The 24,201-nt window shown below is 64.2% G+C and carries 21 protein-coding genes and 1 pseudogene; 7 read left to right on the top strand and 15 right to left on the bottom strand.

Annotated features, from left to right (window positions below; translation table 11 throughout):
* Positions 1 to 256 (bottom strand): annotated as a pseudogene (locus AC13EK_RS10085) (IS30 family transposase); the annotation flags it as partial.
* A gap of 102 nt (positions 257 to 358) precedes the next feature.
* A complete protein-coding gene (locus AC13EK_RS10080) occupies positions 359 to 1,081 on the bottom strand; it encodes an arylesterase (RefSeq protein WP_069336007.1) in 723 nt (240 codons plus the stop codon).
* Here AC13EK_RS10080 and AC13EK_RS10075 point away from each other — a divergent pair.
* Both AC13EK_RS10075 and AC13EK_RS10070 read left to right on the top strand, forming a co-directional pair.
* Complete coding sequence (locus AC13EK_RS10075) at positions 1,080 to 1,769, top strand: ABC transporter ATP-binding protein (RefSeq protein WP_069336006.1); 690 nt, start codon at positions 1,080 to 1,082, stop codon at positions 1,767 to 1,769. The two genes, AC13EK_RS10080 and AC13EK_RS10075, sit on opposite strands and share 2 nt — an antisense overlap.
* Positions 1,766 to 4,282, top strand: a complete 2,517-nt coding sequence (locus AC13EK_RS10070) for an ABC transporter permease (protein WP_069336005.1) — start codon at positions 1,766 to 1,768, stop codon at positions 4,280 to 4,282. Before AC13EK_RS10075 ends, AC13EK_RS10070 begins: the two co-directional genes overlap by 4 nt.
* Before the next feature lie 16 nt (positions 4,283 to 4,298).
* Here the strand turns inward: AC13EK_RS10070 and AC13EK_RS10065 are convergent, their stop codons facing one another.
* Positions 4,299 to 5,348: a SphA family protein gene (locus AC13EK_RS10065; protein WP_069336004.1), complete on the bottom strand. Its 1,050-nt coding sequence runs from the start codon at positions 5,346 to 5,348 to the stop codon at positions 4,299 to 4,301.
* A 301-nt stretch (positions 5,349 to 5,649) separates the two neighbouring features.
* On the opposite strand from AC13EK_RS10065, the gene AC13EK_RS10060 reads away from it, so the two are divergent.
* Positions 5,650 to 6,300 (top strand): response regulator, encoded by a 651-nt coding sequence (locus AC13EK_RS10060; RefSeq protein ID WP_004207433.1) that lies wholly within the window; start codon positions 5,650 to 5,652, stop codon positions 6,298 to 6,300.
* A 52-nt stretch (positions 6,301 to 6,352) separates the two neighbouring features.
* Here AC13EK_RS10060 and AC13EK_RS10055 read toward each other — a convergent pair whose 3' ends face one another.
* From AC13EK_RS10055 to AC13EK_RS10045, 3 genes are all read right to left on the bottom strand, one after another.
* Complete coding sequence (locus tag AC13EK_RS10055) at positions 6,353 to 6,619, bottom strand: ATP-binding protein (RefSeq protein WP_234791985.1); 267 nt, start codon at positions 6,617 to 6,619, stop codon at positions 6,353 to 6,355.
* Entirely contained in the window at positions 6,535 to 7,389 is an 855-nt protein-coding gene (locus AC13EK_RS10050; protein WP_234791978.1) for a sensor histidine kinase, read from the bottom strand. The genes AC13EK_RS10055 and AC13EK_RS10050 overlap by 85 nt, the downstream gene beginning before the upstream one ends.
* Positions 7,390 to 7,947: 558 nt before the next feature.
* Entirely contained in the window at positions 7,948 to 9,297 is a 1,350-nt protein-coding gene (locus AC13EK_RS10045; protein ID WP_483022184.1) for an IS1380 family transposase, read from the bottom strand.
* 513 nt (positions 9,298 to 9,810) lie between these two features.
* On the opposite strand from AC13EK_RS10045, the gene AC13EK_RS10040 reads away from it, so the two are divergent.
* On the top strand, positions 9,811 to 10,638 hold the full coding sequence (locus AC13EK_RS10040; RefSeq protein WP_069336003.1) for an outer membrane beta-barrel protein: 828 nt from the start codon (positions 9,811 to 9,813) through the stop codon (positions 10,636 to 10,638).
* 45 nt (positions 10,639 to 10,683) lie between these two features.
* On the opposite strand, the gene AC13EK_RS10035 is transcribed toward AC13EK_RS10040, so the two are convergent.
* Both AC13EK_RS10035 and AC13EK_RS10030 read right to left on the bottom strand, forming a co-directional pair.
* A complete protein-coding gene (locus AC13EK_RS10035; RefSeq protein ID WP_069336002.1) occupies positions 10,684 to 11,598 on the bottom strand; it encodes a formylglycine-generating enzyme family protein in 915 nt (304 codons plus the stop codon).
* An 83-nt stretch (positions 11,599 to 11,681) separates the two neighbouring features.
* Complete coding sequence (locus AC13EK_RS10030) at positions 11,682 to 12,059, bottom strand: YidH family protein (RefSeq protein WP_004207429.1); 378 nt, start codon at positions 12,057 to 12,059, stop codon at positions 11,682 to 11,684.
* 555 nt (positions 12,060 to 12,614) lie between these two features.
* Between AC13EK_RS10030 and AC13EK_RS10025 the strand changes: the two genes are divergently transcribed.
* Positions 12,615 to 13,376 (top strand): DUF2092 domain-containing protein, encoded by a 762-nt coding sequence (locus AC13EK_RS10025; RefSeq protein WP_170828634.1) that lies wholly within the window; start codon positions 12,615 to 12,617, stop codon positions 13,374 to 13,376.
* A complete protein-coding gene (locus AC13EK_RS10020) occupies positions 13,373 to 13,990 on the top strand; it encodes a hypothetical protein (protein ID WP_069336000.1) in 618 nt (205 codons plus the stop codon). The genes AC13EK_RS10025 and AC13EK_RS10020 overlap by 4 nt, the downstream gene beginning before the upstream one ends.
* A gap of 100 nt (positions 13,991 to 14,090) precedes the next feature.
* Here the strand turns inward: AC13EK_RS10020 and AC13EK_RS10015 are convergent, their stop codons facing one another.
* The 7 genes from AC13EK_RS10015 to AC13EK_RS09985 form a co-directional block, all read right to left on the bottom strand.
* Positions 14,091 to 16,889, bottom strand: coding sequence for a TonB-dependent receptor (locus tag AC13EK_RS10015; RefSeq protein ID WP_069335999.1), 2,799 nt, complete (start codon positions 16,887 to 16,889; stop codon positions 14,091 to 14,093).
* Between the two features lie 324 nt (positions 16,890 to 17,213).
* Complete coding sequence (locus AC13EK_RS10010) at positions 17,214 to 17,954, bottom strand: winged helix-turn-helix domain-containing protein (protein ID WP_004207425.1); 741 nt, start codon at positions 17,952 to 17,954, stop codon at positions 17,214 to 17,216.
* The gene (locus tag AC13EK_RS10005; RefSeq protein WP_069335998.1) at positions 17,906 to 18,925 is read right to left on the bottom strand and encodes a sulfotransferase; all 1,020 of its coding nucleotides are present in this window, start codon (positions 18,923 to 18,925) and stop codon (positions 17,906 to 17,908) included. Before AC13EK_RS10005 ends, AC13EK_RS10010 begins: the two co-directional genes overlap by 49 nt.
* A 1-nt stretch (position 18,926) precedes the next feature.
* Positions 18,927 to 20,084, bottom strand: a complete 1,158-nt coding sequence (locus tag AC13EK_RS10000; RefSeq protein WP_069335997.1) for a glycosyltransferase family 4 protein — start codon at positions 20,082 to 20,084, stop codon at positions 18,927 to 18,929.
* Positions 20,077 to 21,312, bottom strand: coding sequence for a glycosyl transferase (locus AC13EK_RS09995; RefSeq protein WP_069335996.1), 1,236 nt, complete (start codon positions 21,310 to 21,312; stop codon positions 20,077 to 20,079). Before AC13EK_RS09995 ends, AC13EK_RS10000 begins: the two co-directional genes overlap by 8 nt.
* 140 nt (positions 21,313 to 21,452) lie before the next feature.
* Complete coding sequence (locus tag AC13EK_RS09990) at positions 21,453 to 21,941, bottom strand: nuclear transport factor 2 family protein (RefSeq protein ID WP_017502601.1); 489 nt, start codon at positions 21,939 to 21,941, stop codon at positions 21,453 to 21,455.
* A gap of 121 nt (positions 21,942 to 22,062) precedes the next feature.
* Entirely contained in the window at positions 22,063 to 23,052 is a 990-nt protein-coding gene (locus AC13EK_RS09985; protein WP_069336012.1) for a L,D-transpeptidase, read from the bottom strand.
* Positions 23,053 to 23,309: 257 nt separating this feature from the next.
* On the opposite strand from AC13EK_RS09985, the gene AC13EK_RS09980 reads away from it, so the two are divergent.
* Positions 23,310 to 24,194 (top strand): LysR family transcriptional regulator, encoded by an 885-nt coding sequence (locus AC13EK_RS09980; protein ID WP_234791971.1) that lies wholly within the window; start codon positions 23,310 to 23,312, stop codon positions 24,192 to 24,194.
* The last annotated feature ends 7 nt before the right edge of the window (positions 24,195 to 24,201 follow it).

The following is a 24,201-nucleotide window of genomic DNA, read 5'->3' as shown; positions in this document are numbered from 1 at the left end:
GTGCTATCGCACGCAAGGGTTTACTGACGCTCAGGCCCCGCGATATCTCCTCCCGCTCGGCAAGGCTCAGCGCACGACTGCAACGCTTGCGAGCGGCGGGCTGGATGCCGCCGGTCGGCGAAATCACCGAAAATACCGACGAGGACTCTCGATCAAACCTTCGCCCGATCGAACTCATCGATTCCCCGCGCTGCCAGCAATCCCATATCCCCGCGCGCTGGCTGGCCGTGTAATAGATCCGACGACGCTGCTTCATCGCGACACTCCATCTTCCTCAAAAGATTAAAGTGTTGCCGCCACCCGTTGAACCCATCGCCGATTTCAACCATTTGACGAGCGCCCGATTTGCCCACGCCGTCTACTCCCCCAATTGCCTGGCTACCAATGGTGCGACCTTGGCGGTGATGCGCTGTACGCCTTGGGGATTGGGGTGGATGCCGTCGGGCAGCAGCAGGCTTCGCTCACCAATCACGCCGTCGAGGAAGAAGGGGTAAAGCGGCACGCCATGCTTCTTCGCCAGGTCGGGGTAGATGGGGTTGAAGGCGGCGGCATAGTCCGGTCCCATATTGGGCGAGGCCATCATGCCGGTCAGCATCGCGGGAATGCCGCGCTTGGCAAGTTCGGTCAGGATGGCGTCGATATTGGTCCGTGTCGCCTGCGGGCTGAGGCCGCGCAGCATGTCGTTGCCGCCCAGGCCCACGAGGACCAGATCGGGCTTGCGCGGCAGGCCGTCGAGACCGAAGGCGAGGCGGGCGAGGCCGTCCGCGCTGGTGTCGCCCGACACGCCGGCATTGACGACATGGGCCTTGATCCCCTGTCTTGACAGGGCTTGTTCAAGGATTGGCGCAAAGCCCTGATCCTGTTGAAGATTATAGCCGGCATAGAGGCTGTCGCCGAAGACGACGACCAGCTTGCCATCGGCGATTGCGGGTGTCGCCTTCGCTGTCATGTTCGCGGCGCTGTTGTCAGCGGGGGCAAGCGCCTGCTCCTTCGTTGGGGAACAGGCGGCGAGCAGTTGGACAAGCAGCAGCGAGAACCCATATAGCCGGAAACCGTTCGCCAAGGAGCCTTCCTTCTTCATGCATGCGACCATTGATGCCCCCCATATCGCGATCCAGGCGCGCAATGTCACCCTCTCGCTCGGCAACACGCAGATATTGAAGGGCATCGACCTGGATATCCGTCGCGGCGAGAGCTTGGCGATATTGGGCGCGTCGGGATCGGGCAAGTCGTCACTGATGGCGATCCTGTCGGGGCTGGAACAGGCGAGCGGCGGCACGGTCAGCGTGGCCGGCGTCAATTATCGCTCGCTCGACGAGGATGGGCTGGCGCGGGCGCGGCGCGGGCGGATCGGCATCATCCTGCAATCCTTTCACCTGTTGCCGACGATGACGGCGCTGGAAAATGTCGCCGTGCCGCTGGAACTGGCGGGTCTGGCCGATCCGTTCGAGCGGGCGGCGCAGGAATTGAAGGCGGTGGGCCTGGGCCATCGCCTGTCCCATTATCCCGCCCAGCTATCGGGCGGCGAGCAGCAGCGCGTGGCGATCGCGCGGGCCATGGCGCCCGATCCGGCGATATTGTTCGCGGACGAACCCACCGGCAATCTGGACCAGTCGACCGGCACGGCGATCATCGACCTGCTGTTCGCCCGGCAACAGGCGAGCGGCGCGACCCTGCTGATCATCACCCATGATCCGGCGCTGGCGGCGCGGTGCGACCGGACCGTCGAGATGCGCGACGGCCAGCTGAGCGGCGAGGTTGCCGCGTGACGACATTGGGGTGGGGAGCAAGCTGGCGGATCGCGCGGCGCGACCTGCATGCCGGGTTCCGTGGCTTGCGGCTGCTGTTCGTCTGCCTGTTCCTGGGCGTGATGACGCTGGCGGCGATCGGCAGCCTGACCAGCGCGATCACCGGCGAGATTGCGGCGCGGGGGCAGATGATCCTGGGCGGCGATGTCGAGATCGCCATGACCCAGCGGGTGATGGACGCGCGCGACCAGCAGGCGATCGCGCGGCTGGGCCGGATGAGCGAGACGGTGCGGCTGCGCGCCATGGTCCACAAGGGCGGGGCGCGCGCGGCGGCGCCGCTGCTGACCGAGCTGAAAGGCGTGGACGATGCCTATCCGCTCTATGGCACGCTGGCGTTGCAGCATGGCCGCTATGCGCCGCTGGCAGCCGACCGCATCCTGATCAGCCCGGCCTTGGCCGAGCGGATGGCAGTCGGTGTGGGTGGCAGCCTGCGCTATGGCACCGCCGATTTCACGGTGGCGGCGGTCATCGCCGACGAGCCGGACCGGGTGGGCGAGGGCTTTACCCTGGGGCCGGTGGCGATCGTGTCGATGGACGGGCTGGACCGCACCGGGCTGATCCAGCCGGGCAGCCTCTACCGCGCCAAATATCGGCTGCGCCTGCCCGCCGGGGCGGATGCGCAGGCGCTGCGCGAGCGGCTAGAGAAGCGCTATGTCGAGCAGGGCTGGGAGTATAAGGACCGCGAGCGGGCGGCGCCGGGCACCAACCGTTTCATCGAGAATATGGGCCAGTTCCTGTCGCTGATCGGCCTGGCTGCACTGGCGATCGCCGGCATCGGCGTCAGCAATGGCGTCGCGTCCTATCTAGCGATCAAGCGCGGCGCGCTGGCGACCTTCAAGGTGTTGGGGGCGACATCGGCCGATATCCAGCGCATCTATCTGCTCCAGATCGGGGTGGTTGCGGGGCTGGCCATATTGGCCGGGCTGGTCGCGGGCGCGCTGTCGCCACCCCTGCTGGTCTGGGCGGCGGGCGACATGCTGCCGGTGGCACCGGGATTCCATCTCTATCCGCTGCCGCTGGTGACGAGCGCCGCCTATGGCCTGCTGATCGCGCTGATCTTCACCCTGCCGCCGCTCGCCCGTGCGCGGACCGAGCCGGTGGCGGCGATCCTGCGTACCCTGGTCGACGGGCGGCGACGGATCGACCGGCGGACGCTGGCACTGGTCGGCGGGGCGATCGCGCTGCTGGTCGCGGTCGTGCTGCTGACGGCCCGCACACCGATGTTCGCCGCGGCCATGCTGGGCGCCATTACGGCGACCCTGTTGCTGCTGCTGGCGATGGGGCAGGGGATAAGGTGGCTGGCGCGGCGTATGCCCCATGCGCGGCGGCCGCTGCTGCGGCTGGCGCTCGCCAACCTGCATCGGCCCGGCGCGCAGACGGCGGCGTTGACCGTGGCACTGGGGCTGGCGCTGACCCTGTTCGTCACGCTGGCTGCGATCCAGACCAGCATCCGGGCGGAGATCGGCCGGACCGTGCCGAAACAGGCGCCCAACCTGTTCATACTCGACATGCCGGCCGGGGCGGAGGCGCAGTTTCGCGCCTTGATGGCCAAGCGCGTCCCGGCGGCGAAGCTGAATGTCGTGCCGATCCTGCGTGGCACGGTGACCGGCTATTCGGGCAAGCGCGTCGCCGACCTGAAGGAAAAGCCGGAAGGGGCATGGATCCTGCGCGGCGAGCGCGGCGTCACCTATAGCCCGACCCTGCCGGAGGGGAGCGAGATCGTGGAGGGACGCTGGTGGCCGCGCGACTATGTCGGGCCGCCGCTGGTGTCGCTCGACGCCGATCAGGCCAAGGCGCTGGACATCTGGGTCGGCGATCGCATCACCGTGTCGATCCTGGGCCGCGAGATCGAGGCGCGGGTCGCGTCGCTGCGCAAGATCAACTGGGACACGATGGGCTTCAACTATGTGATGGTTTTCTCGCCCAGCACGCTGGCGTCGGCGCCGCACAGCCTGACCGCGACGATCAGCCTGCCCGACAAGCGGCAGGAGCAGGCGGTGACGAGCGCGCTGCTGGCGACCTTCCCCGGCGCGTCGGTGATCGAGGTGGGGCAGGTGATCAGCCAGGTGTCCGGCTTGCTCGATCAGATGTCGGGCGCGATTTTGGCGGCGGCATCGGTGACGGTGCTGGCGGGTGTCGCGGTGCTGATCGGCGCGATCGCGGCCGGGCGGCAGAGCCGCAGCTATGACAGTGTCGTGCTGAAGCTGCTGGGGGCGACGCGTGGCCAGATATTGGGGGCGCAGGCGCTGGAATATGGCGTGCTGGCCGGGCTGCTGGCGCTGGTCGCGCTGCTGCTGGGCGGGGCGGCCGCCTGGTATGTGGTGGTGCAGCTGTTCAGCTTTGGCTGGGCGCCGGACTGGGGCGTGGTGCTGGCGACGCTGGCGGGCGGGGCGGTGCTGACGCTGGGGATTGGCCTTGCCGGATCGATCCCGCTGATGTCGGTGCGGCCCGCGCGCGCGCTGCGGCAGCTATAGAGGGGATGCCCCGGCGCTATTGCGGGGGCATCTTCATGTAGAGCGGCAGGCTGAGGCTGAGGAAGAAGGCCTCGCCCTTCAGCCGGTTGGTGGCGTCGAGTTCCTTGAAGGCGCGCAGGCGGAAGGTCGCGGGCGAGCGGCCCATGGTGACATTGAGCGCGGCGGTGCCGCCGACGCCGACCACCTCGCCCCGGAAGGCGCCAAGCAGGGCGCCGCTGCTCTTGTCATCGCTGATCTGCTTCAGCCAATAGCCCTGGGCACCGATGGAGAATTTCTTCGACAGCGCCTTTTCCACCGATCCTTCGAGGTGGAACTCGTTGCCGCTGTCATATTTCGTGTAATCATTCTTGCCGTTGAAGGTGACGCCGGCCTTGCCGGTCAGATCCCAGCCACTCTCATCATCATGCAGGCTGAGCGCGAGCGAGGTGTCGACCGCCCAGCGATGCAGCGCCAGATTGGCCAGTTGGTCCTCACGATAATGGCCGACCGGGATGTTGACCATGCTACTGGCCTGGATGTGGAGCTTTCCTGCCTTCCAGCCGAGCATGGTGTTGAACACAGGATCGCCGACGACGAGCGCGGAATCATGGACGTTGAGGCTGCGCAGATTGCCGAACGGGCCGGTGACGACGGCATTGGCATCGATCATCGGCGCGCCGACCGGTACGGTCACGCCCATCGACAATGTGCCGCCCAGGAAATTGGTGGAGGGAACGACCAGCGTCGTCAGGAAATCGGCGACGATCGTCGCATCGAGGCCGGCGACGACATTGCCGCCGACGACGAATTCCTTGCTGGCGCTCGCGCTGCCATTGTAGATGTAGATGGTGTCATCGAAATAGACACCCTCCAGCGGCGGCATCACGGCGGTCGCGGGGCCGCCGGTGCCGGGAACATAGAGGCTGGCGGCGCCCTCGACGGCCTTCGCCGGGGTGCTGATCGCACCGGCCAGCGGCAGGAGAGCGCCCAGCAGGCAGGTCTTCACGTTGCGCATCATCTGTCCCCATTTTCCCTGAAGGCCATGAAGCCCGGTGCCATCATCCATCGGCACGGCGGGTGGGGCCATCGGGATAATCCCCGACCCGGTTGGGGGACGCTCGCATCGCAGAAAACCCTGTGATCGATGCTAAGATCAGGAAAATACACGATAACCATGCTTTCCTCTCGCCAAGCAAAGCGGGACATGGCAGATTTTCCGCTGCCAGGCCCCGCGTGGACCATGACGGAAAGGCCGATATTGGCGGCTTTGCGCGCTGTCGGGGCAATATCGGCCGATGCGGGGGAAAACCCCCATTGTTTCAAGCGGGCGGGCCGCAAAGATAGGCAGGCTCATCATGGGCGCCATCGGGAGTGGACAGGGGTAAGGGATGAGCAAGCCATTGACGCGGATATTGATTGCCGACGATCATCAGGCCTTGCGCCAGGGGGTTCGGACTTTCCTCGAAACCCAGGATCGCTGGCAGATCGTCGCCGAGGCATCGGACGGGCATGACGCGCTGAAGGCGGCGCGCGATACCCAGCCGGACATCGCCATCCTGGATTATTCGCTGCCGCTGATGAACGGGCTGGAACTGACCCGCGCGCTCAAGCAGGAATTCCCGCGGATCGAAATATTGATCTATACCATGCATGATCGGGAGGATCTGCTGGTCGAGGTGCTGCGTGCGGGCGCGCGCGGCTATGTGCTCAAATCCGACAGCGGGCAGCATCTGCAGTCGGCGGTCGAGGCGCTGTCGCTGCGCAAGCCCTATTTCTCGGCAGCGATCTCCGAAACCCTGCTCGACCATTATGTGAAGAGCAGCGTGGCCGGCAGCAATGTCGCGACGCTGACCCCGCGCGAGCGCGAGATCGTCCAGTTGATCGCGGAGGGCAAGATCAACAAGCAGATTGCCCATCTGCTCGATATCAGCGTGAAGACGGTCGAAACCCACCGCGCGGCGGCGATGCACAAGCTGAAGCTGGGCACGACCGCCGAACTGGTGCGCTATGCGGTGCGCAACAATATCGTAGAACCCTGATCGGCGGGCGATCGGCGGGCGGGTCTGATCCTGCGCCGCCGATCAGGCGGGGTCAGTCGGTCTGGCGGCGGCGCGGTATGGTCGCGGTGACGAGCGTGCCGGCGCCGGTGCGGCGGACTTCCAACTGGCCGGCGAGGGCCACGACGCGCTCTCGCATGCCCGACAGGCCGACGCCGACGATGTCGCGGCCCTGGCCGTTGAGGATATGTTCCGGCACGCCCCGGCCATCATCCTCTATTTCCAGGGTGAAGCTGGTCTGGGTCCGTCGCAGGCGGACGACGGCGTGGCGGGCATCGGCATGTTTGTAGACATTGGCCAGTGCTTCCTGCGCGACGCGATAGAAGGCGATTTCCATGTCCGGGTCGCGCTTGATCGGTCCCGAAAGGCAGCGAAATTCGACCTGGAGCCCGGACCAAAGCCGCGGGTGAAATGGGCGAGGGCCGCCTCAATGCCATCCTCCGCCAGCTCGGGCGGGTGCAGCAGATAGCTGAGCGTGCGCACCTGGTCCTGAATCGCCTTGAGCGAGGTTTCCATGGCCTGATAGGCGTCGCTGGCCTGCGGGCTCATGTCGCTGTTGCGCAGCGTCATGAGGTTGAACTGCATCAGGGCCAGTTGCTGGGCCGTTTCGTCATGCAGTTCACGGGCGATCCGCTTGCGCTCCTCTTCCTCCGCCTGCAGCATCGAGAGGTGGTAGCGACGGGGATTGGCGGTTTCGCTTTCCGGATCTTCATCGTCGAGATGGCTGAGGATGAACAGATCCTCGGTGCCCGGCAGGCGTTCGCCATGGACGACCATGCGGATGTCCTGCCCGGCGAGCGGGAAGCTGAGGGTCTGGCTGAAGGGCGTGTTGTGCTGACAGAGGGCGGCGACATGTTCGCTTACGCTGCGGGCATCCTGCGGCGGCGCGGCGAAACGGGCCTTGACGGCATAGTAGCTCTGGCCTGCCACGAGATGCAGGTCGAGGCCAACGGCGCGGAGATAGGGCTGGCAGGCGCCATTGATGGCCGCGATGCAGGCATCGCGATCCACCACGACGATCTTGACCGGAATGCTGTTGATCAGGCGCTGCAGGTCTGCGCGGGACGCCATTTGGGGCTGACTGGGTGGAACCAGGTAGATCGGGGCGGGAACTGTGGCACTGCCACGTTCGTCACCGAAAAACTCCGGATAATAGGGTGCCCCCGCTTGATGTAGTTCGAGCATGACGTCTCCCTCACCAGCTAAAATGCCCTGTATCATTCGACCGGGGCGAAAGTCCCGGCGCGTAAAGATCATCTGCGCGGCAAATGCCGCGTGAAAATGGACTAACTAACGAGCGACCCTGTTATCGGTAAGTATACCGGTGGTGATTCTATGTAGCAATGGTCAAGCCTGTGTAAAAAGCAGAGTTTTTCCTGGCCTTTCGACGCTTTCTGCATTGATGGATGTTTGGCGGGTTGTTGCCACGAAACCTATGTGAAATGGGCGTTTAAGAGGGTTAACCCATCCTATTCATTGAGCGCCTGCATTCCCGAGCGCGCACCTGCTTGCGGATTTTCCACGTAATCAGGTCGCGCGGGATCGTAGCGTCTTTTTCATCGCGTGGGATCGAGAGGTTTGCTGGGTTGAAGGGCGGGGTGTGAGCGTTCTGCGGCATGGCCGCCCAAGCTAAGTCGGGGTTATCCTGAGCGCGGCGGCCATGGCCTGGAACACGGCGGCGTCGGGACAGGCGGAAGCGAAGGCGACACGAATGCGGGTGGCGGTTTCGATGACGCGGGCGGCGACCTTGAGGAGCCGCAGGCGCAAGGTGGCGAACTCGGCGGTGGCAAGAGCGGAGGCCCTTGGGATGGCCCGCCGGATGCGCCACATGAGCCAGAACGCGGCGGTGTGCAGGATGAGCCGCATTTGGTTTGCGTTGGCCGAGCGGCACGAGGTGCGATCGCTGGCGAGTTGCGTCTTGTGCAGTTTGATGAGGTTTTCGGCTTGGCCACGGGCACAGTAGAGGCTGTCGTAGATATACTCGGCGGAGCCTTGTGCCAGCGACGTGACGACGTAGCGGATATCCATGCCGAGCGTACTGGCCTCGATCCGGGCAACGACACGGCGCTGGCATTTCCAGCTCTTCGCGCCATAGCGGATCTCGGCATAGCTGCGCAGGACCACGCGTTGTTCCTCGGCGCGCTTGACCGCGCAGGTATCGGCGGCGGCGAGGATGCCGGGATTAGTGCGCAAGGCACCGTTGGTGGGAAGACCAAAGACATAGTCGATGCCGTGCGCATCACAGAACGACATGACCTCGGGTCTGCCGTAGTGCCCATCGCCCCGGATCGTGATGTGCGTCTCGGGCCAGTGCCGGCGGATATGCCGCACGAGGCGCCGAATGTGTCCGGCTGCCTCCGCGCCCGAAGGCGTCTTTCCCGTACGCAGCAGCATCGCGACCGGCCGTCCCGTTGCCGTGTCATAGATGTGGATCGGCAAGAAACAGCGCTCGCCGTGGTGACCGTTCCAGAACGAGAGCTGCTGATAGCCGTGCACAACGTCGCACGTGTCATCGATATCGAGCGTCACCGCCTTGGGCGGCGCGGGGTAGCTGCCGCAATAGATGCCGACCATCGCTGCCATCATGCGCGCCAGCTCGCGCGTGGTCGGTGCATTCTCCCACCTGCTCATCGTCGGTTGGCTCACCAGGCCGGCGCCCGAACCCGGCAGCTTGCCCAGCGCCAGGCGAAAGCCCGGATCGTCGCGCAGGGCATCAAGGTCGTCGGCGTCCTCGTAGCCGCAGGCAATCGCCAGAACCCGCGCCCGCAAGATATCATCCAGTTTATGGATCACACGACAGGGATCGCGCGGATCGGCAATGCAAGCGGCAAGCTGCCTGCAGATATCCAGCTCGCGTTCGGCCTGGGCCAGCAGCAAAACCCCACCGTCCGAAGTCAGCCGTCCCCCGTCGAAGGCGGCTGTGATTTTCTTTCGGCCGACCGCTGGGAATCCAAATCGGCTTGGGCTAGCATCGTTCATGGCGGGTGTGGCCCGTGGCTTTTTCTGTCCCGGAGAAGGGATGGTTTAGACACCCAATTTCCTACTTCAGAACAGAACCTTACGCTACTCCCGCCAACCCTCCTGACCGCCCCGGTGAATAGGAGAGGTTAATGGACTAAAGTATGACATTGTATACTTTGAAGAAATGTGGGTTTTATGTATAATTTTAGGTCTAAGGAAATATACGTACTGTAACGCGCGGATGTGGTCATCGGCCTGCTCGACCCTCCTGAGTCGCGCATGTCGGATGGATGGTTGAGAGGCCCGATTTGACGACCGGGTATTTACCCGGAGAGGGGGGATCGGCCTGCACGATATTTTCCGGCCGCTTTACAGGCCAATTGTGATGGCGACATCGGGTTTACCCCGGCAATATTCTCCGCGCTCCTAGGCAATGACCCCGATGCCCAAGCTCTACGCGAGGACGCACAAGGGCGCAGGCGGCATGGTCACCATATCAAATGAGCGGCCGCTGGCCACAGGGAGGACGAAATGGCGCGTCACAGCATCAGGCTTGGCGGCATTTGTGTCGTGATGATGGGCACGGTTACAGCGCCCGCGCATGCGCAGGCGCTCGACGACAAATATTGGGTCGAAGTGGGGGCCTATTGGCCATCGGTCAGTTCCCATGTTCGGGTCGCGCCAGCCTCCAACCCGGATGGTGGCACGAATATCGACCTGGAATCCGACCTCGATCTCGACAAGCACAAGGCGTTGCCACAGGTCGCGGCGGGGATAAGATTGGGCGGCAACTGGTCGGTGATGGGCGAATATTATTCGCTGAGCCGCAACGGGTCCAAGACGGTGGCGCGCGATATCACATTTGACGATGTCACCTATCCGGCCGGGGTGCGGGTGGAGAGCGGCTTCGATAGCGACGTCTACCGGCTGACCTTCGGCTATGCTTTCGTGAGCACGCCCGATACCCGCGTCGGCGCGGCGCTGGGGCTGCATGCGACCGATTTCACCCTGACGCTCAAGGGCGACGCGAGATTGGGTGAAACGCAGGTGAGCGGGACGCAGCGCCGCCGCAAGGCGCTGGCGCCGCTGCCGACGGTGGGGCTGTTCGCGTCGCAGCGGATCGCCAATGACCTGACGCTGAGCGCAAGGGCGGATTATCTGTCGCTCAAGATCGACGATTATAAGGGGCGGCTGCTCAACACCGAAGCGGCTGTGACCTGGCGCTTTGCCAGGAATGTCGGGATCGGCGCGATGTGGCGTTACGTCAATTATCGGGTCGATGTCGACAAGGATAATTGGGCTGGGCGGATGAAATATCGGTTCAGCGGGCCGGCGGTCTTCATGCAGGTCGGGTTCTGAGAAGAAAGGGCATCGTGCGGATCGGCACGATGCCCTTTCTGCCTGTCAGGCCGCGCGGATCACGCAGCGAAAGCCGATATGGCTGGTCGAGGAGTCGATCGCCTGGGCATGGCGCGCGGCGGGGCGATAGCGCCGGCAATAGCTGGGCGCGCAGAGGTGCGAGCCCCCTTTAAGGACACGGCGCGGGATGAGGATGTGCGGCTGCTGCGGGTCATAGCTGGCTTCGCGCGCCTGGTTGAGCGGGTTGCGCGGCGCGCAGCAGGGGCGCGAGGGATCGGCCTGGTGCCGGGCGGCGTAGAAATCCTCGGTCCATTCCCAGACATTGCCGATCATGTCGGACAGGCCATAGCCATTGGCGGGGAAGCTGCCGACCGGCGAGGTGCGTTCATAGCCGTCGATCAGCAGATTTTCGGACGGGAAATTGCCCTGCCAGAAATTCGCCATCGCCTTGCCGTCGGGCAACAGTTCGTCGCCCCAGGCAAATTCCTGGCCATCGACGCCGCCGCGCGCGGCAAATTCCCATTCCGCTTCCGTGGGCAGCGCCTTGCCGGCCCAGGCGGCATAGGCAGCGGCGTCGTCATAGGTGACATGGACCACCGGATGGTCGTCGAGGTCATCGATCGAGGAGGCTGGCCCGAGCGGATGGCGCCAGTCGGCGTCGAAGACATAGCGCCACCACTGGCTCCAGTCATGCAGCGGCACCGGGCGTTCGGTTGGCGTGAAGACCAGCGAGGCGGGGCGCAGCATGTCCGGCTGGGCGCCGGGATAATCGTCCGGATTGGGGGCGATCTCCGCCGTGGTGCGGTGGCCGGTCGCCTCGACGAAGCGGCGGAAGTCGCGATTGGTGACGGGGGTGGCATCGATCCAGAAGGCGTCGACCTCGACCGGATGGGCCGGCGCTTCCTCGGGATAATGATGGTCCGACCCCATGATGAAGCGGCCGCCGGGAATATGGATCATGTTGTCCGGCGCGGTGGCCGCAGGGGCGAGGGGGGATGGCACGGTCAACCGATACTCCTTGTCTGTCGATCCTGTTGATGCGCCTATACGGCGCGCGTCGCAATGGCCGCGAACAGGGCGATGCCGGCCACGCACATGATCAGCGCCATGACCAGCACCGGTCGGCCCAGATGAAACTGGTTGGTCTGCTTGAGGTCGGACAGCGTCATCCAGTAACCCCATGTGCCAAGCAGGATGGCCAGCGTGCCCATGCCGGCGAGGAACAGGCCGATATGCTGCGGGCTCTGGGAATCGCCATGGCCCGTCTTCTCCGTCGCGGCGTCGAGAAATTTGTAGATGGTGAAGCCGAAGCTGAGCATCGAGAGCGAGGTGCGAATCCAGGCCATCAAGGTGCGATCGGCGGCCATGACGGTGCGTTTAGCACCCAGATCGGCTGGCAGATTGGGAATGTCTTCCGTCATGATCGCCGCTCCATCAGCGAGAAATCTTGCGGTGATCCTAGGCGTGCCGTCGGGGATTGGCGATCATGATAAACCCTGGGACGGCACAGTGAGGATCTGTCCCCGGTGCGCGGGCGCAAAACGGCGCGGAGCATTGGATAGCAGCATGTTACGATCGCGCCGAATGACGGGCATCGGCGCAAAAGGCCGATCAGGGCAAATCCCGACTTGGCCGGCCCCGGCGGCGCTCTAGCTTGATAGCGACAGGACAAGGCCGGGATGGTGCGGAAATGACCACCCGGCAGCAGGGATCGGCCGGGATTACCGGCCTATGAAATGACTGCCACCCATCCCCCTGGGTGTGGTCATGCATCAGGCGGGAAGAAGGACTGCACTTTCCGCCTGATGCTCCGTCAGGCTCAGGGGTTGCTCGGAAAGAAATGCGGCCAAATCGGCAATTATCCCGATGGGCCGCGTCGTCGGAACGGCGATAGTCGGCCGCAGCAAGGGAGATGGCGTCCAATGGCCGCATCGCGCATCTCGCCGCGCGTCCGATCCGGGCAGAAGGAGCTTGTGATGAGGTCTAGGATAAAATGTCTCTGTGTGCCGCTGGCTTTGCTGGCCGCATCGACCGCCCATGCGCAGACTACCGCACCGGCGGCGGGCGTGGTCGAGCCGGCGGCGATGGACGCCATGGACAAGATGAGCGCCAAGCTGATCGCGCTGCCCGGCTTCGCGCTGAAGGCGGATGTGACGACCGAAGTGGTGCTGGATACCGGGCAGAAGCTGCAATTTACCGGTGCGCTGGACATTCAGGTCCACAAGCCCGACGCGTTCAAGATCGTTGCCACATCCGACATCCAGAACCGGGAATATTATTTCGGTGGCGGCAAGTTCACGGTGCTGGCGCCGCGGCTAAACTATTATGCCAGCGTGCCGGTGACCGGTTCGATCGGCCAGTCGCTCGACAGCCTGCGCACCACCTATGGCATCGAACTGCCGCTGGCCGACCTGTTCACCTGGGGCACGGACCAGACGCTGCGCAGCCGCATCAAGTCGGGCTATGTCATCCGCCCCGAGACGATCGATGGCCGTACCTGCACCCATTATGCCTTCCGCCAGGAGAAGGTCGACTGGCAGATATGGATCGAGGACAGCAGCCAATTGCCCTGCAAGATGGTGATCACCGACACGAATGATCCGTCGATGCCGCAATATAGCGCGCTGATGCGCTGGGACGGCAGCGCGCGACCTTCGGCGGCTGACCTCGCCTTCACCGCGCCGGCCGGCGCCAATCCGATCCGCATGGTGGACCTGAGCAAGGGAGAGGCGAAATGAGCATGGAGGCAAAACGGGGCCTGGCCATCATCGCGTCGCTTGCCCTGATGGCCGAACCGGTCGTCATCGGTCGGGTCATGCTGTCATCGGCGGCGCTGGTGCTGGGCATGGCCGCATCGACGGCGGAGGCGGCGCCACCCCGGAAGCGTGGCAATCGCGGCGGTGGCGGGCGTGCGCGACCGGCGCGACCGTCGGGTGGCGGCCATGCGGCGCGGCCGGGCAAGTCCCATCCGGGGGGGCGGCCGGGCGTGCGCGGCGGATCGATCAACAATGTCAATCACAACCGGCATCACAACACGGTCAATAATGTCCATGTGAATGTCGATCATGGCGGTGGGCATCATGGGGGCGGTCCAGGCCGCTACGACCATTATGATCATCATCGCCATGACCGGTGGGATGATGATTGGGACGATCACTGGCATCCGGTGGCGACCGCGGCCGCGGTGACGCTGACGGCGGCGGCGATCGGGTCGATCGTGCGCAGCGTGCCGCCAGATTGTTCGACCGTGGTCGTCAATGGCATCAGCTATTCGCAGTGCGGCAATAACTGGTATCAGCCGCAATATGTCGGATCGTCGGTGCAATATGTGGTGGTCAATCCGCCACGCTGAGGCGCCGGTCGATCAAGGAAAAAGCGGCCGTCCGAAAGGGCGGCCGCTTTTTTTGTGGTGCAGGTGCCGGACAGGCGAGGAGGCCCATCCGGCAGCTCGATCAGAACTTGACCGAGGCGTTCACGAAGAAGGCGCGGCCATAGACGTCGTAGGTCGACGGATAGGTATTCGACTGCTGCTGGTTGTCGCCCATGATCGGCGGCTTCTTGTTGAACATGTTGTTCATGCCCAGCGACCAGCCGAAGGTTTCCGTCGCCTGCACCTGGAGGCCGAGGTCGAACAGGTTGTAGGCCTTGATCTTCTCGACGCTATAGGTGGTCGTATCGTCGTCGTCGCGGACGCTCGACAGATAGCGATGGGTCAGGCCCAGGGTGATCGGGCCGCTGCTCCAGGTGATGCGGTTGTTGAGCCGCAGCTTGGAATAAGGATCGCCGCAATAGACGCCGAAGCGGCCGGCGCAGCTCTGGTTCAGTTCCGGGATCGCCGCGACCGGGTTCAGGTCGTAACGGATCAGACGGGTGCCCGCGACGCGGAAGCTGAGCTTGCCGGTCTTGGCGCCGAACACGCCGAAGTTGAGCGGCAGGCTGTAGTTCATCTCGAAGTCCACGCCCTCGGTCTTGAGACCGCCGGTGTTGGACAGGAGATTTTCCGCGCCTTCGATCGCATAGCTGTTCTCGTTGCGCGGCAGCAACGAGCAATAGCTGCTGTCATAGGGCGTCCAGCCATTAGACTGATCGCCATAGCAGGCCTTGATGATGTTCGCGGTGCCCGGCGTCGAGATATAATTGTCGATCTTGATATGGTAATAATCGACGGTCAGGCTGAAGCGCGGCAGGAAGCTGGGTTGCAGCACGACGCCCGCAGTCCAGGTGTCCGACTTTTCCTCACGCAGGTTCGGGTTGCCGCCGGTGATCGAGTCGATCTGCGAGCTGCCACCGTTGATGTCGGTGCCGAGCGCGCTCGACGGAACGCCGGTCGCGACGCAGCTGGCCGCCAGGCTGGCATTGGTGGTCGCGTCCTCGGTCGAGCAGGGATCGTTCGCAGTCGGGAAGTCCTGCGACTGGCCCGAATAGAGATCCGCGACGGTCGGCGCACGCACCGCCCGGCTATACTGGCCGCGGAAGGTGACGTCCTTGATCGGCGCATAGATGAGGCCGGCTGAGAAGGTGCCGACATTCTTGGCTGCGGTCGAGTAATGCGAGAAGCGATAGGCGCCGTTGAAGTCGAGCTTGTGGACCAGCGGCAGATCGGCGAGCAGCGGCACGTCGATTTCGGCGAACAGTTCCTTCACATTATAGCCGCCCGACAGGCCTTCACCGGCATTGAAGCCGACGACGTCGCCCGAGGACAGGGCATAGTCCGGATCATAGCTGCCATGTTCGGAGCGATATTCGGCGCCGAAGGCGATACCGGCCGGGCCGGCGCCCAGGTCGAACAGATTGCCGTTGGTGACGGCGAAGCTGGCGACCTGTTCGGTCACGGTGCTGACATTCTTGACCGGGATCGAGATGAAGGCGGCGGCTTCGCTGCTGATATTGCCTTCGCCGAAGATGTTCAGCGGGACGCAGCCATTGCTGGTGTCCGAACAGACCAGGTTGCCGTCGCTGTCATAGGTGGTCTTGAGCGCCTGCTCCACGCGGCTGCGCGATACGTTGCCGGTCTGGGTTTCGACCTGCTTGGTGCGCGAATAGCTGTAATAGCCGTCATAGTTCCAGTCGCCGGCAATCTGGCCCTTGGCACCGATCAGGGTGCGATAGGCGGTGTTGTCGACATTGGAGATGCGGGCGCCGACCTCGTTGAGGCGGCGATAGATGGCGGCGGTGGCATATCCATCGCCATCGGTGTCGGCTGCGGACAGCAGCGCCTGGGATTCCGGGGAAAGGAAGGAGGAGTCGACGTCGAGCGAGACCGAGCCGGTGAACGGCGTGGACGCGAGGCGGTTCTTCACCCGGTTGTTGATGAACTGACCCTCGGCATAGACGGTCAGGTGATCGTTGACGTCATAATGGGTCTGGGCGCTCAGCAGGATGCGCTTCTGGGGCACCTGCAGATAATTGTCCGGTGCATAGTTGTAGGCGTCGGTCGCCGCATCATAGGCCGAATAGCTGCCGTCCTGGTTGAACTTATACTGGGTGCCGGACAGGGCGAAGCGGGTGCCGGGGATCGAGCCCGAGCCGCCGGCGGCCAGGCCACCATCGCCGTCATCGGTATAGGCCTGCTTGGTATAGCTGCGGGCCGACTGCTGGACGGCGTCGCGCTTGGTGTAATCGATGTAGAAGGTGGCGTTGCCGCGACCGTCGGCGAAATTGCCGCCCATCAGCAGGTTGGTGTTGAAGGTGCCGCCGTCGCCTGCCTGGTTGATGCGATAATTGGCGTTTGCTTCGACGCCGGAAAAGTCGCGCTTGGTCACGAAGTTGATGACGCCGGCGATCGCGTCCGAACCATAGACGGCGGAACGGCCGCCCGACACGACTTCGACATGGTCGATCAGGCCCGCCGGAACGGTGTTGAGATCGACGATCTGGTTGGAGTCATAGGAGACGTAGCGACGGCCATCGACCAGCACCAGGGTGCGGTTGGCGCCCAGGCCGCGCAGGTCGGCCGTGGACACGCCGCCGCCCGGATTGTTGGATGCCGCCGTCGTGCTGGGGATCAGCTGGGGCAGGTCGTTGATGATCGATTCGACGTTGACCTTGCCGCTGAGCTTCAATTCCTGCGCGCTGACGATCGCGATCGGCGATGCCTGTTGCAGGTCAGGGCGGGCGATGCGCGAACCGGTGACGACGATGGTGTCGCTGGTCGCGCCGTCATCCGCCGCGCTGGTCTGCGCGAAGGCCGGGGTCGCCAGGCCGAGCAGGATGGTCGACGCCGAAAGGCGCCGCAGGATGTGAGACGGCATGAAAATAATCTCCCTTGGGATATTTTATCCCGGCCCGCGCCCTGTTGGTTTGTCCTTGGGATGACGCGAGCCGATGGAGAGATTTGTATGCGTGCGACGAAGTGCGTCAACGCGATTTGCCGTGTTTCACAAAGGTTTAACAAAGCTGTTGCCAATAAAAAACAGATATGACGATAGTTTTTATTATGTTGTGAAATGTTGCGTATGTTTCAAGGAATTTCATGATTTATGAAATGTCGTAATTATATTTGATTTATGACTTTATGACGAAAAAATCCCCGCATATTTTCATATGCGGGGTAATGGATTTGATTTTTATTGTGATCAGTTGGCGGCGTTGCCAGCCGTGACGGGGTGGACGAAGATATAGCCTTCGTTGCGCACGGTGCGGATCGTCTGTCCCTTGAGGCCGCCAGCCGACAATTTTCGACGCAGACGGCACAGCTGGACATCGATGGCGCGGTCATAATGGTCGCTCGACGCGCCATAGACCTGGTCGAGCAACTGGTTGCGGTTCAGCACCTGGCGCGCATTGGCGACGAAGACGCGCAGCAACTGATATTCGCCCTCGGACAGCGAGATGGTGCCACCGGTCGGATCGAACAACTGGCGGGTGGTGAGGTCGAAGCGCCAGCCCTGGAAGGCGACCCAGCTATTGTCGCGCGGGGCCGTAGCCATGGTGCCGGCATCGGCCTGGCGGCGACGGGCGCGCAGGGCCGCATTGGCGCGGGCGAGCAGTTCGCGGGCGTTGCAGGGCTTGGTCAGATAATCTTCCGCACCCATTTCCAGGCCCAGGATGCGATCAATGTCGCTGCTGGCGCGGCTGTGGATGATGACCGGAATGCGCCGCTCGAACGCGAATTCGCGCAGCAGGCCGGCAGTATGCTGGCCCGGCATCATCGGTTCGGCGATCAACAGGTCATAATGACCCTCTTCCGAAAGGCGGCGCATGTCGGCGAGATTGGCGGCGGTGTCGACGTCGAAGCCATAGCGGCCGAAATAGTCCGACAGCGACGTCAGCAGTGCTGCGTCATCGTCGGCAAGGAGGATGTGGCTGTTCTGCATGATCGAGCATAGGACGGCGCCGGTCCGGCCATCCCGTCGCGTGATTTCGCGTCGCGGCATGTCTGTTGTTCCAGTCGGTCGGCAATGGCGGCCTCGCCATGCCGATAATAGTCGTTGAAATGGGCGATGGCGCCCTCGTCCAATATGTCGCGCATGCGCAGCGGACGGCCGAAGCGGCCCGAGGCATTGGCGCGGCGCAGCAGCTTGCGGCTGAGCCCATACCAGCCGGGCAGATGGAGCAGGCAGTCCTTGTCCGCGACGGCGCGCCGGGTGAAGAGATTGGCGGCGCGAAAGCCCCAAAGCAGCAGCCGGCTGGGGGAGGGGTTGCGTGTGCCCCAGTCCAGCCGGTCGAGCGTGACATCCAGCCCGAAACGGCTAGCATAAGCGGCGGCGAAACCACGCGGATCGGCGCGAAAATCCTCATAGCGGAAGACATGAACATTGTCCGCGCCGAACAGCCGATCATAATGAGCGATCAGCCGGGCATAGTCGAAATGTTCACGGCGGAAGCCGGGCGCCTCGTCCCGCTCCGGCGCCACCGGGCCGAGCCGGTCTCGACCGAACAGATAACGATGGATGCCGAAGGTGCCGCCGCCCTTCACATATTGGAGATAGGCCGACGCGATGGCCGAGCAGGGATCGCGCACGAAGATGACGATCTGCGCGCCGGGCAGCGTATCGCGGATGCGGCCGGCGACATCCTTGGAAAGATTGCCGGCCAGCCCGCCATTATGCAGCCCGCCGCTCAGATTTTCCTCGCACAGGATGATGTCGTCGCGGTCCTGGCCCAGTCTGTGGCGGGCCTGGTCAGGCTCGAAATGGAGCGCGCCGGCCTCCAGAAAGGCGGCCCGCGCAACGGCGCGGGGCAGGTAGCGACGATTGCGGACGGCGGGGTAGAAAATATCCTGGAACCAGGTGGTTCCGGTCTTGTGATAGCCGATATGGATGATGGGGCCCCTGTAGTTGCGCATCCTATCCTCCTTCGGTGAGTGCGGGCGTGCTGCGAGACGGTGCAAGGCGACGGGGCGGCAGTTCGTGCAGGATCAGGCGGCAGTGCCGTTCCCATGACAGATTGTTCGCGGCCCAGATCCGCGCCTGATCGCCCAGCCGGCGGCAGAGCGCGGGATCGCGCGCCAGCAGCGCGAGCGCCGCGCGCAATGCGCTGGGTGAATTGCCGTCGACGACCAGCCCGGTGACGCCGTCGCGGACCAGTTCGGCCGGGCCGCCATCCGCGCCGACGATGCAGGCCAGCCCTTGGGCCATGGCATCGGCGACGCTGAGGCCGAAGCCCTCCACCTCGGCGCCATCCTCCAGCGCGATCTGGGGGTGGAGGAAAATGTCGGCCTCGCGATATTGCTCGGCCAGCTCCGCGTCGGAGACGTAACCAGCCAGCCGGACATGATCCTCCAGTTGGTGGCGGCGCACGGTTTGCTGGATGCGGATGCCATCCACGCCGCGGCCGACGATGGTGTAGTGGAGTGAGGCCTCCTCGCGCAGGCAGGCGGCTGCGGCGTCGATCGCGGCCGGAATATTCTTGCGCGCGACCAGGCGGCAGACGGTCAGTATCTGGGCCGGCGCGGCGCCATTCTGGAACTCGGTGGTGGGGCGGTCGGCCGGCATGCGCACCCCGTTCCAGGCGACGATGGTGCGCGCGGCAAGATCGGGCAGGCGCTGCACCAGCAGGTCGCGAGTGACGGCGCTGACCGCGACGATGCGCCGGGCGCGGCGCAGCACCAGCCGCAACAGGGCGAAGGCGCCGCCGGCCGGGCGACCGACTTCCCGGCCATGGATTGTCACGATGAGGGGGCGGGGAAAGACGAGGGCAGGCAGGGCCGCACGCCAGGTGCAGGCATGGATCGCCTGTGGGCGCTCGCCGCGCAGCCAGGCGCCGGCCATGGCGCGGAACAGCCGGCCATAGACCCGCATGCGCGAGGCCGGGCCGACATCGATCAGTTCGACGCCGTCGCTGCTGACCCGGCGCGGACCGGCCGAGGATTTGGCGAACAGGGTGACGCGCCAGCCCAGCGCAGCATAGGCGCGGGCGGTTTCGGTCACATAGGTCTGGACCCCGCCTTCATCGGGCGCATGGACGCGGGCGACCAGCCAGAGGCGGCGATCGGCATCAGCCATGGCGCAGTGCCTCCCGCAGCTTATAGGGTGTCGGAACGGGCCGCGCTGCTGGCGCGCCGCGTGTCAGATAATCCGCGACCGCCCTGGCCGCGCGCGCCGAGGCAGGCGCGCCGCCGCTGGCGAAGGTGTCGGACAGGCCGCGTCGCTGGGCGGCGTCATACATGCCATGGGCGGCCATGGCGGCGGCGACCTTGTCCGGGATGCGATCGGCGGATTCATGGACCGGGCCATAATGCCAATGGGCATAATTGGGATCGTCGCGCCACTGTGCGGCATGGCCGTTGAGGAACAGGCAGGGGCGCGGCGTGGCGATGAATTCATAGATCTGGCTCGACACGTCGCCGATATAGGCGGCGGCGAGCTGGACATAGCTCATGTCGACGCTTGCCCGGCTGCCCAGATCGACATGGATATGCGGCAGGCCGGCAAATTCGGCCAGCATGCGCTCGGCCGCGGCGCGCTTGCGGCGATTGTCGAACAGGCGGACATGGGGCGCGACGATCAGGTTGAACCGGTCATCGGCCGCGAACTGGCGCAGTACATCCATGCCCATCGCCTGCCAGGAGGAGAGCCGCGGCGAGAAATGCGGGTTGTAGAGGATGATCGGGCGATTGTCGGTGAAGGGGCTGGCCGGGCGCTGGCCCTGGGTCAGGTCGAACTTGCCATAGCCGGCAATGGCGTAATGATCCTCGCGGATCAGGCCCTGTGCCAGCATCCGGCGGCGCTGCTTCTCGCCCGCCAGCAGGACGAAGTCGAACAGGGCGATGCGCGGATCATAGCCGACCGCCCGGTCGCCCGCGCCATGACAGGTATGGATGAAGCGGCTGTCCGACAGCCCGAGACGGCGCAGCAGCAGCGAGGTGCGTTCGGGCACGACGATCGCGTCATAGCGGGCGAGGCGGCGGCGCGCGGCGAGCAGGGTGGCGATCTTGGGCGGGCTGGCATGGCCCGACAGGTGGGACAGGGTGCGCAGCCAGATATTGTCGAGATGGATGAAGTTCAGCCGGCCGCCGCCATGACGAGCGGCCAAGTCGCGGGCCAGCGCAATATGATCGGCGCCGGCCGCGATGATATCGACGCGAAAGCGCGGATCATGCGACAATTCCAGTGCCAGCGGCATGGCGTGCAGAAGATGATGGATCTGCGCGTTGAAGAAGAAACAGATCGACTGCGTCTTCCTGTCTGTCTGGTCGGTCCGGGCCGGGAAATTGATCGGCTGTTGTATCACGCTGCACTCCGGGTCTGACGCTGGTCAGGCGGAGTGTCTGCGTGTGATTTTGCCCGGCGATTTCAGATTGCGGCGATGTCTGTAACATTGTGCGCCGGGTTCGGCATTTCCATGTCAGGCCCGCCCGGCGGCGAACTTCCCTATTTCCGGACGACGGCGGCGTTGAGGAACGGATCATTGCCGATGAACATCGGCGTGCTGTCGAACAGCGAGATGCGCCATTCGCCGTCCGCATCCCGGCGGAATTCCATGCGGCAATCGGCGACGATGGTCGGGCCGACCAGGTTCAGGATCGGCGCCTTGCCCTCACCGGAATAATTGACCAGCATGAACTGCGCGCTGCCATGGTCGGCGGCCGGGAATTGAATGCGCATATTGGTGATGGTGTGCCGCTGGGTGCGGACACCGTCCTTCTGCTGGGTGGCGACCCGTTCGTTGCGGGCGGTGTAGAAGGCGGTGATGGGGCCATGGCCCTGATGCAGCGTGCCGCCGACCAGATAATGGCAATCGTCGGTGCAGAGCGGTGCGACATTCATGCCGCCGTTAAGGTCCAGATCATAGCCCCAGTCGATCACCAGTTGCTCGATTTCCAGCGCGGCAATGGCGGTTTCGGCGGTGAAGCGGGGCATTATCCTCATCCTTTCCTATGGCATGCTGCTCTTTCCGATAGCTTGTGCGCATGGGGATGGGCGCCCGCAAGCATAGAGGGCTCCGCCGTGGCGATGCTTGGCGGCGATGCGGGAAATCCGGTCAGGGCTGGGGCGCGACCGCGTCCATGATCGTGAGCTTCTCGCCGGTCGAGGCGCCGACACTGGAATCCGTGACGAGGATGGTGGTGCCCGGCTTCAACTGGCTGCGGATCTTGTCGTAGAAGCCGCGCGGCAGGCGCACCCGGTTCAGCACCGCTTCGTCCACGACATTCTCGACATCATTTTCATGGCCCGGCAGGCCGACATAGAGCCAGTGGGTCTTGCCATCCTTGCCCGTGGTAAGGGTGATGACATGGGAGCCGGGATCGCCATCCTTGATCTCGGCGACGCTGCGGCCGATTTCCGTGCCGTTGCGTAGCACGACGATCCGCTGTTCCTTCTTCGAGACGATGATGGTCAGCGGGCCGCTGGTCGCCAGTTCGGGTTGCCAGCGATATTCCTCATCCTTGAGCGGGCGATATTCGACCTGTTCGCCCTTGTCGTTGATCGGCGACAAGAGGCTTGCCTGGCTGGTGCGCATATGGGTGGCGGCATTGCCCTGAACCACCACGGTCGCGCCCAGGCTGGTGATGGCGAAGAGTTCCTGCGAGAATTTATAAGGCAGGTGGATGCAGCCATGGCTTTCGGGATAGCCCGGCAGGCCGCCGGCATGGAGCGCGACGCCGTCCCAGGTCAGGCGCTGCTGATAGGGCATGGGCGCGTTATTATAGGTGCTGGACCGATGGTCCTTGTCCTTTTGCAGAATGGTGAAGACGCCGGTGGGTGTTGCATGGCCTTCCTTGCCCGAGGAGATGGTGGACACGGCGATGCGCACGCCGTTGCGATAGACGGTTGCGATCTGGCGCGAAAGATCGACATAGACGAGCAGCGGCCCGGTCGGCGATACCTGCGGCGCCCAGACCCATTGGCCGGGCTTCAGATTGTCGGCGCGGCGGGCAAATTCCGGCGGCGATGTGGCGCGATCGCCTTGGGCGAGCGCGGGGTGGGGGAGCAGCAGCAAGGCGCAAAACAGGCGACCGTGGCGAACCATGTTGCGGTAGTCGATCGGCACGGCATGTCCCCCTGGTTATCGTTGCGCGGTGATATCCGTGATCCTTGTGCATTTCCATCGGGGGCGACCCTGAGGCGTCATGATGAAGGGGGGGAGGTCCATGAGATAATCGTTCCTGTTGCGCCCGAAACGAACCTGGTGCGTCAGTCCCGCTGATTGACCGGCGCATGGGGTTCTGCGCATCCTTTTCGGCCGAAGCGATGATGAGGGGGATGGTGTTGGACCGCTGGCAAGCCATGAAGATATTCGTTCGCGTGGCGGAAACCGGCGGTTTTGCCGAAGCCGCGCGGCAATTGCATCTGAGCCCGCCGGCCGTCACGCGGGCAATTTCCGCGCTGGAGGATGAGATCGGCGTGCGGTTGCTGACCCGGACGACGCGATCGGTGAAACTGACCGAGGCGGGCCGTGGCTATCTGGACGATTGCCGCCGGATATTGGCCGAGATGGCGGATGCGGACGCGGCGGCGGCGGGCGCCCATGGCAATCCCACCGGCACGCTGATCGTCACCGGATCTGTGATCTTTGGCCAGATGTATGTGCTACCGATCCTGCTCGACTATCTGGATCGCTTTCCCGCGGTGACCGGGCGCAGCCTGTTCGTCGACCGGCTGGTCAATATCGTCGAGGAAGGCATCGATGTCGCCATCCGGATCGGGCATCTGCCGGATTCGGGCCTCAGCGCCATTCGGGTCGGGACGGTGCGGCGGGTCATCTGTGGCGCGCCGGCCTATTTCGAGCAGCATGTCATGCCCCGGACCCCGGCCGACCTTGTCCATCATCGCATCATCGGCCCGACCGGGGCATGGGCCTCCCCCGAATGGCATTTCGGGCCGGAGGGCCGGAGCAGCGTCACGGTCCACCCCCAACTTTTCTGCAACACCAATGAAGCGGCGATCGCCGCCGCCGAGCAGGGCTGGGGGCTGACCCGCGTGCTGTCCTACCAGGTCGAGCCAGCATTGGCGGCCGGGCGGCTGGTCACGGTTCTGGACGAGCAGATGGAAAAGCCGCTGCCGATCCACGTCATCCACGCCGAAGGGCGGCGGGCGGCGGCCAAGGTACGCAGCTTCGTCGATCTGGCGGTCGATCGGCTGCGGGCCAATCCTCTGTTCCAGCAGGCATGACCATTAT

Source organism: Sphingobium sp. L-44 (assembly GCF_056859495.1).
This window is presented reverse-complemented; position numbering and strand designations above follow the sequence as displayed.